Source organism: Streptomyces sp. NPDC007856, assembly GCF_042868225.1.
Taxonomy (GTDB): Bacteria; Actinomycetota; Actinomycetes; order Streptomycetales; family Streptomycetaceae; genus Streptomyces.
Genome location: NZ_JBIAEC010000068.1, coordinates 1 through 7,855, shown reverse-complemented (window position 1 = coordinate 7,855; position 7,855 = coordinate 1). Strand labels below are relative to the sequence as shown.

Below are 7,855 nucleotides of genomic sequence, written 5' to 3'. Positions count from 1 at the left end.
AGCATCATCCTCGTGCTCCCGCCACACCGGGAAGGCGCGAGCTGGTCCCTGCCACCCTGCGGCGGGCCCCGACATCACTCAATCAAGTTCAGTAGTTACCTGAGATCGACATCGCGTGAGAGTCCGTCAGCTTGTTGACGGACCCCTTCTGCCTGTCTGGAGCAGGGATTTCTGCCTGTCGTGGAGAAGGGCGCGGGACGCGCTGACGGTGCCGGACAGAACGGCACGACGCTGCCCACGGAGAAGTGTGCCGAGGATGTGGCCGCGTCCCGGATTCGACGCCCTCCAGATGCTGGACTCCAGGTGGAGTCCGGGAGCCGCGCTTGCCTGCGTCATCGGACCCTTCACCCGTCCCCACGACGGCACATCACGCGTGAACCGCGCAGCTACCCGATTCCGTGTAATTGAGGGGGCTTCCACGCACATACGGCCGTGGCCGCCGCACCGAGGCGAGCATCGGATCACACGCGCCATACGCCGTGTGACCCGCGCCGCCGCAGGTGGGCCCGGCCGGAGCCGTGGCGGCCACCCGCGCAGTCACATCGAACTCTTTTGCCGGAGAACCGAGTTGAGGCGTACAGGACCCGCACCTGGCGGTCTCCACCAGCCGTCGTGAACGTGCCGTGCCTCGCGCACGCGGTCCGAGCGCCTTGGAAAGGAAGCTTGTGAACTCTCCCGAACCACGGAAACGCGCCCGCGCGGCACCCGCGAACGTCCCTGTGGGGCGCCCCCTCACCGAGAGCGCGCCAAATGCCCCCCAGACCGGTCCGAGCGGTGCCGCGGGCGTACACCGCGGGACTGCCGCGCGTGCGCAGACAGTCTCGCGCATAGGCGCGAAGACGGCGTCCTCCGAGGCCACGGCCACCGTAGCGGCAACAGAGCGGAAGGCGTCGGCCGACGCCGGCACAGCAGCGACGGCCAGAGGCACCGAAGCGGCTGCCGGCTCCGTCAACGGCTCGGCCGAGGTGCCCGCACGACTGGCCCACCTCGAAGGCAAGGCGCACGGCACGCCCGGCACGTCCCGTGCGGCGACCGAGGCGGTGACGAAGACGCGCCCGGGCACCGGCACGGACCACGACACGGCGGTGGGGTCGGTCGCCGCCGCGTCGACCCGGCACGCGGTCAAGGGGCGGACGGCCCGCCGGGGCGCTCCCCGGAGCCTGCTGGCGGTGGCAGCCGTCACCGGGGCGGCCCTGGTGGCGGGCGTGCTGGTGACACTCAGCGGCAGCGGAGGCGGCGCCCAGGCGTCGGGGAATCCGAAGCCGGCGGCCTCACTCCTCGACCTGGCCGCAGGCGGCGGCTCTCCCGCGGCCGTTCCCGGCGTACTGCCCCCGGTTGCACACAGAGGTACGCACGCACCCGGCAACACCTCGCACCATCCGGCGGGGACCGGCACCTCGCCAGCCCATGCCAAGCCGGCCGCAGTCACCGCGCGCACCGGCCCGAACAAAGCGTCGGGCTCGGGCTCCCATGGCACGGCGCCGGCACACCCGGGAACGGGCGCCGCAAACACGAGCACGGGGACCACGGGCACCGGTTCCGGAAGCACGGCAGGATCGGGGACCCCCGCGACCGCGAGCAGCACCCGCCCGCCAGCCGTGTCCGGCGTCGAGGTGTTCAGCCACGCGTCGCACCGCTGCATCACCGTCCCCGGCGGCGAGGGCAAGGACGGCACGCCCCTGGTGATCTCCGACTGCACCGGTTCGGCCGCGCAGAGGTGGACATTCGCCTCCGACGGCACAGTGCGGGCCTTCGGGTTGTGCATGGACGTCGCGGGCGCGTCGACCGCCAATGGGACGACGATCCAGCTCGCCCGGTGCAACGGCGGCGAGGCCCAGCAGTTCCGCCTCAATGCCGCCAGCGACCTGACCAGTTCGCTGAACTACAGCTGTGTGGATGTTCGGGACAACGGCACCGCTAACGGCACCGGCCTGCAGCTGTGGTCGTGCTCGGGCACCGACAACCAGAAGTGGTCCAAGGAGTAGCAGAGGCCGCGGCCAAGCAGCGGTGACGTACCGAGGCCCCCGTGTCCGCCGGACACGGGGGCCTCGCTCATGACCGAGCCCTCGTGGCGCCCGCCGCTCACACAAGGGGGAGCAGTTCCAGGGCGACAGTGAGTTCGCCGAGCCATCCGCCGTTCGTCCCAATCGGCGGTGGAAGTTGCAGCAGCCGGAACATTCTCTTCACGCTGGGAGGTACGTCTATGTTTTTCCAGTCGAACTGGTTGGGGTCTGCAAAGGCCATAGGCACTGAGCGATGACGCCTCGGACCAATGGACGCAGGTCCTCCCGCGACGCGATGAAGCCAACAGCTGCGTGCAGGACGGCCTCCGGGTCGGGATGCCGCGAGAGCGCCTTGCTGATCTGTACGAAATTCAGGACACTACCCTGATTGAAAATTCCGCGTGTCATGGTGTGCACGAGAGCCTGCGTGAAGGCGAGTGTGCTTTCCGAGAGGTTCATCGTGAATTCAGTGAGGTTCTCTTTTGCGTAGCGCACTGCCACCGCGCCTGTGGCGGGGAAATTATCCGAATGGATTTGCCGTTCCGGGTGTGGGGTGTGGGGGATGACGGGTTGATCGTTGCCTGGTGGTCGAACGCGGTGGTCGGTCTGCCGCGCTTCCAGACGCCGTGTCGGCGTTCTGCTCGCCCGGGGCTGTCCTTACGGGTGCGGTCCGGGTCAGGTCGACGTTGCCGGAAGGGGTATTCCCAGCGGTGACCAGCATATTCACAAGATCAGCTAGTGCTGTAACCGAAAACGATTACCGTGTTGGCGCCGATCAACACCGCCTCGGTTGGATGTGACGACACGTCCGATCGTCGCGGGAGGCGGGATGGCACAGCCGGTCAGGGTGCGCGGGCTGACCGAGCAGGAGGGGCAGAAGTTGCAGCGGATCGTGCGCCGAGGCAGCACCAGCACGGTGCGCTACCGACGCGCGATGATGCTGCTGGCCTCGGCGGGCGGCAACAGCGTTCCCGTGATCGCACGGCTTGTGCAGGCCGACGAGGACACCGTGCGCGACGTGATCCACCGGTTCAACGAGATCGGCCTGGCCTGTCTGGACCCTCGGTGGGCGGGAGGCCGTCCCCGCCTGCTCACCCCTGACGACGAGGATTTCGTCATCCAGACGGCCACCACCCGCCCGACCAAGCTCGGCAAGCCCTTCAACCGCTGGTCGATCCGCAAACTCACCGACCATCTGCGCCGCAACATGGCGCGTCCAATACGGATTGGACGCGAGGCCCTGCGATGCCTGCTGGCCCGCCACGGAGTGACCTTCCAACGCACCAAGACCTGGAAAGAATCATCTGATCCCGAATTCGACGCCAAGCTCGACCGGATCGAGTACGCCATCAACGAGCGTCCCGACCGGACCTTCGCCTTCGATGAGTTCGGGCCGCTCGGTATCCGCCCGACCGCCGGCTCGTGCTGGGCTGAGCAGGGTCGCTCCGAGCGGCTGCCGGCCACATATCACCGCACCCACGGCACCCGCTACTTCCACGGCTGCTATTCGGTCGGTGACGACACCCTCTGGGGCGTGGTGCGTCGCCGCAAGGGCATCCGTCCCACCTGGGCCGCCCTGAAGTCGATCCGCGCGGCCCGCCCGGACGGTGCCCCGATCTACGTGATCCTGGACAACCTGTCCGCCCACAAGAACCGGCGCATCGTGCGCTGGGCGGCGAGAAACAAGGTCGAACTGTGCTTCACACCGACCAACGCGTCCTGGGCGAACCCGATCGAGGCGCACTTCGGGCCTCTGCGTCAGTTCACCCTCGCCAACTCCAACCACCCCAACCACACCGTCCAGACACGCCAGTTGCACCGCTACCTGCACTGGCGCAACAGGAATGCCCGTCACCCGGATGTCCTGGCCGCCCAGCGACGCGAACGCGCCCGCGTCCGCAGTGAGAAAGGCATCCGCTGGGGCGGCCGACCACTCGCCACCCCGGCCTGATTCTTTCCGGAGTGTCTCCGGCTATGGCACGAGGTCAGCACGGATACGGCGAAATGCCGACGCCGGGTCCGCAGCGCGTGTGACCGACCGGCCGACGACGACATGCGAGGCCCCGGCCGTGATGGCGGCACGTGGTGTGTCGGGCCGGGCATGCTCGGCCGGGGATTCGCCGGGCAAGGTGATGCCCGGAGTGACGATCAGGGCATCGGGACCCAGGACGCTCCGCAGCGCGGTGACGTCCTGCGGCGAGGCGATCACCCCGTGACAACCGGCCTTCTGCGCCAGACCGGCCAGACGCAGCACCTGCCCATCCATCGCATCGTCGATGCCGATGTCGGCAAGATCCGCGTCAGTCATGCTGGTGACCACTGTCAAGGCAAGAATGCGCAGCCCGGGGAAGTCTCGTGCGGCCTCGACCGCGGCGGACAGGATGCCCCTGCCGCCCATGGCGTGCACGGTCACCATGGACACGCCCCGTGCTCCCGCGGCACGCACCGCACCAGCAACCGAGTTCGGGATCTCGAAGAGTTTGAGGTCCAAGAAGACCTCCTTGCCCTGCGCTACAAGGCACTCGACGATGTCCGGGCCGACAGCCGTGAGCAGCTCCAGGCCGACCTTGTAGAAACGGCACTCGTCGCCCAGCCGCTTGACGACGGCTTCGGCGGTTGCGTGGTTGCTGCAATCCAAGGCGACGATGATCTGGCTGGTCGGATCCACGGCGTCATTGTGCCGTCACCCCACTGCGGGCTGTCACCGGGGGCACCATCCTGAGCCGGTGATCGTTTTCGGTCACAGCACTAGGGCCTGTGTGAGGTCGTGATCAATCTCGGGTTCTGGTCCCGTGCGGGGACAGGACCTGGTAGGACGCTGGGTGTGACACGTAGGCAACTCACCGACGAGCAGTGGGAGTTCATTGAGCCGTACCTGCCAATAGGCGAGTACGGTCCGTACCCCGAGCGGCTGCGGGAGCAGTTCGAGGGGGTGATCTGGCGGTTCCGGTCCAGCGCCCAGTGGCGCGAGATGCCCTCCGAGTTCGGACCGTGGGCGACCGTCTACGGGCGCTTTCGCGTCTGGCGGGACGCCGGGGTCTTCTCCGCTCTTCTGGAAGGCATGATCGCCGAAGCCGCCCGCCGGGGACAGACGGACTTATCCCTGGTCAGCGTGGACTCCACCACTGCCCGCGCCCACCACGACGCGGCCGGGATGCACATCGGCAAGGACATCATGGAGGCCCTTGAGGAAGCCGCCGCCGAGCAGGAGCAGGCCCGGCAAAAAGGGGCGGCCCGCCAGAACAGAACGGACAGGACGGCAGGGACGACCCCGAGCAGGAAGAGCGACGGCGTATCCGGCGACGGCGCAAGCTCCGCTTGAACCAAGCCCTGCTCGGCAGATCCCGTGGTGGTCTGACGAGCAAGATTCATCTCGCCGCTGACCGCAAGTGCCGTCCGCTGTCACTCGTACTGACCGCAGGACAGGCCGCCGACAGCCCGCAGTTCGTCCCCGTACTGGAGAGGGTACGGGTCCGTCTGCCTGTCGGCCGGCCTCGAACCCGGCCCGACGCTGTCGCCGCGGACAAAGCCTACTCGTCCCGCGCCAACCGCTCTTACCTGCGGAAACGCAACATCAAGGCAGTCATCCCGGAGAAGAAGGACCAGGCCGCCAACCGGAAGAAGAAAGGCCGCCGGGGCGGCCGTCCCACATGTCACGACGGCGATCTTTACAAGGAGCGGAACACCGTTGAGCGGCTCATCAACAAGTTGAAGGCATGGCGGGGAATCGCGACTCGGTACGACAAGACGCCCGAGAGCTACCTCGCCGGCCTCCACCTCCGTGCCTCGATGATCTGGATCAACGACCTCCTGAAGGCAACTACCTGATCACAACATCACACAGGCCCTAGTAGGACTCCGTTAGGTGTGTTTACCTGTTGTGTCCGTTCCGAGGCACGGTGGGGTTATGGACATGCGGCAAGTGGACGAGGTGCGGGGGGAGTTAGCCCGGTTCGTGGCGGATGTGTTCGCGTCCGTGCCGCGTCGGGACCAGCGCGCCAAGGGCGACTGTTACCTGCGGGGGCTGATGCTGGAGGGTCGGCGTAAGTCGATCGCCGCGATGGCAGGCCGGTTGCCGGACGGCGATGAGCAGAATCTGCAGCAGTTCGTGAATCAGTCGCCGTGGGATTGGCAGCCGGTGCGGCGGCGGATCGCCGAGCGGATGGTGCCGCTGATCGGCCCGGATGCCTAAGTGATCGACGATGTGTCCTTTCCCAAGGACGGCCGGATGTCGGTGGGGGTGGCGCCTCAGTACTGCGGCGCTTTGGGCAAGCAGGCCAACTGCCAGGTCGCGGTGAGCGTCCACGCCGTCACCGACGCTGCGTCCGTCCCCCTGGACTGGCGGCTGTTCCTGCCCAAGGAGTGGGAGCAGGACACCGAGCGGCGCCGGGCCGCCGGCGTGCCGGAGAGTGTGGGGCACCGGGAGAAGTGGCGACTGGCCCTGGAGATGCTCGATGAGCTGGCCCGATGGGGGCTGACACCTGCGCTGGTGGCGGCTGACGCCGGATACGGGCAGAACGCCGACTTCCGGGCCGCGGTGGCCGACCGGGGCATCCCTTTCGTGGTCGGCGTCCGCGCCGACCTGGCTGTCCAGCCCTATGACGCTCAGCCCACCGCGTCAGCGTGGTCGGGCAACGGCCGCCGGCCCCAGCCGCGCTACCGGCAGCCCGCAGTATCCGTGGGTGAGCTCGCCGCGCAGGCGGGGCCTTCACAGTTCACCGAGGTCACCTGGCGCGAGGGATCGCGCGGGCCGATGACATCCCGCTTCCTCGCGGTGCGGGTACGGCCCGCGGGCAGGCGCTCACGCCAGATCGCCAAGGCCACAGCGACAGCCCGGCAGGAGCAGTGGGACGGCGTCCTGCCCGATGTGTGGCTGCTGGCCGAATGGCCCGACGGCGACGACGGGCCGACCCGGTTCTGGCTGTCCGACCTGCCCAAGGACACCCCGATCGCCGACCTGGTCCGCCAGGCAAAGATCCGCTGGCGCATCGAGCACGACTACCGCGAACTCAAGCACGGCCTGGGCCTGGACCACTTCGAGGGCCGCTCGTGGAACGGCTGGCACCACCACGCCACGCTGGTCACCGCAGCTCACGCCTTCCTCACCGAGCAGCGGCTGGCCCCAAAAACCGACACACCGGACTCACCCTCTACCAGATCCTCGACGCCCTCCAAGACCTGCTGAACTGCTGGACCGGCGTTTGCACCACCTGCCACCAGCCCCTGCCGGCACCCCGGACCAGACACCGCACAGCCAGAACCGCACCAACCTAACGGAGTCCTACTAGACCGGGTGCTCCTCTCCGAGCACGACCTCCGTCGTGTCGGTCCTGACCAGCCGGTAGAGGAGGTCGGCCTGGGCCTCGGCGGCGTACGCCCGCTGTCTGGCGGTCAGTCGGGCGTAGACGCGGTGGATCCTCTCGTCCGGGACAGCCCGGGTCTCGCCGGTTGCGGACGGGGTGTTCTCATCCTGCTTGAGAAGGGCCCGGGTCGAGACCAGGACCAGCTCAGCCATGCGGCTGTCCCGGTGGACCAACTCGTTCCACGCGTCGTAGGGCGATGACGGCGTCTCACCGGCATCGCTCACGACGGTGTGTGTGTCCTTGCCGGTGGTCGCACCATCCTGTCCCTGGGGCGGGACCGGCTCCGTCGAGGTGTCGTGTTGCGGCCCAGCGTCGTGAGACTGCGGCCCGGGCTCGGGTTCCTCGAGCGGGCCGGGCGCCGGAAGGCGGTCCTCTCTCGCGCCGGTCGTTCCCTCCGAAGGCGCGAGCCCGTGCTGTACGGCGGTGCCGCCCGTCAGTGCCGCGAAGGCCAGGTCGGCTGCGGACGGCGGCTCCTGGGCCGGCACGGGC

3 protein-coding genes and 3 pseudogenes are annotated in these 7,855 nt (G+C 68.2%); 4 read left to right on the top strand and 2 right to left on the bottom strand.

Features of this window, described 5'->3' with window-relative positions:
- Positions 1-965 precede the first annotated feature (965 nt).
- Entirely contained in the window at positions 966-1,985 is a 1,020-nt protein-coding gene (locus tag ACFYOH_RS44135) for a ricin-type beta-trefoil lectin domain protein (protein ID WP_388637848.1), read from the top strand.
- An 847-nt stretch (positions 1,986-2,832) separates the two neighbouring features.
- On the top strand, positions 2,833-3,954 hold the full coding sequence (locus ACFYOH_RS44130) for an IS630 family transposase (protein WP_388637845.1): 1,122 nt from the start codon (positions 2,833-2,835) through the stop codon (positions 3,952-3,954).
- Positions 3,955-3,975: 21 nt separating this feature from the next.
- Here ACFYOH_RS44130 and pyrF read toward each other — a convergent pair whose 3' ends face one another.
- Positions 3,976-4,671, bottom strand: a complete 696-nt coding sequence (gene pyrF / locus ACFYOH_RS44125; RefSeq protein WP_388637842.1) for an orotidine-5'-phosphate decarboxylase — start codon at positions 4,669-4,671, stop codon at positions 3,976-3,978.
- A 156-nt stretch (positions 4,672-4,827) separates the two neighbouring features.
- Here pyrF and ACFYOH_RS44120 point away from each other — a divergent pair.
- Positions 4,828-5,831 (top strand): annotated as a pseudogene (locus tag ACFYOH_RS44120) (IS5 family transposase).
- Between the two features lie 79 nt (positions 5,832-5,910).
- Positions 5,911-7,188, top strand: a pseudogene (locus ACFYOH_RS44115) (IS701 family transposase).
- Positions 7,189-7,287: 99 nt separating this feature from the next.
- Here the strand turns inward: ACFYOH_RS44115 and ACFYOH_RS44110 are convergent.
- Positions 7,288-7,855 (bottom strand): annotated as a pseudogene (locus ACFYOH_RS44110) (hypothetical protein); the annotation flags it as partial.

Excerpts from the sequence above, each read along its gene's own strand:
- ACFYOH_RS44130 (WP_388637845.1), top strand. The coding sequence starts at position 2,833 with ATGGCACAGCCGGTCAGGGTGCGCGGGCTGACCGAGCAGGAGGGGCAG.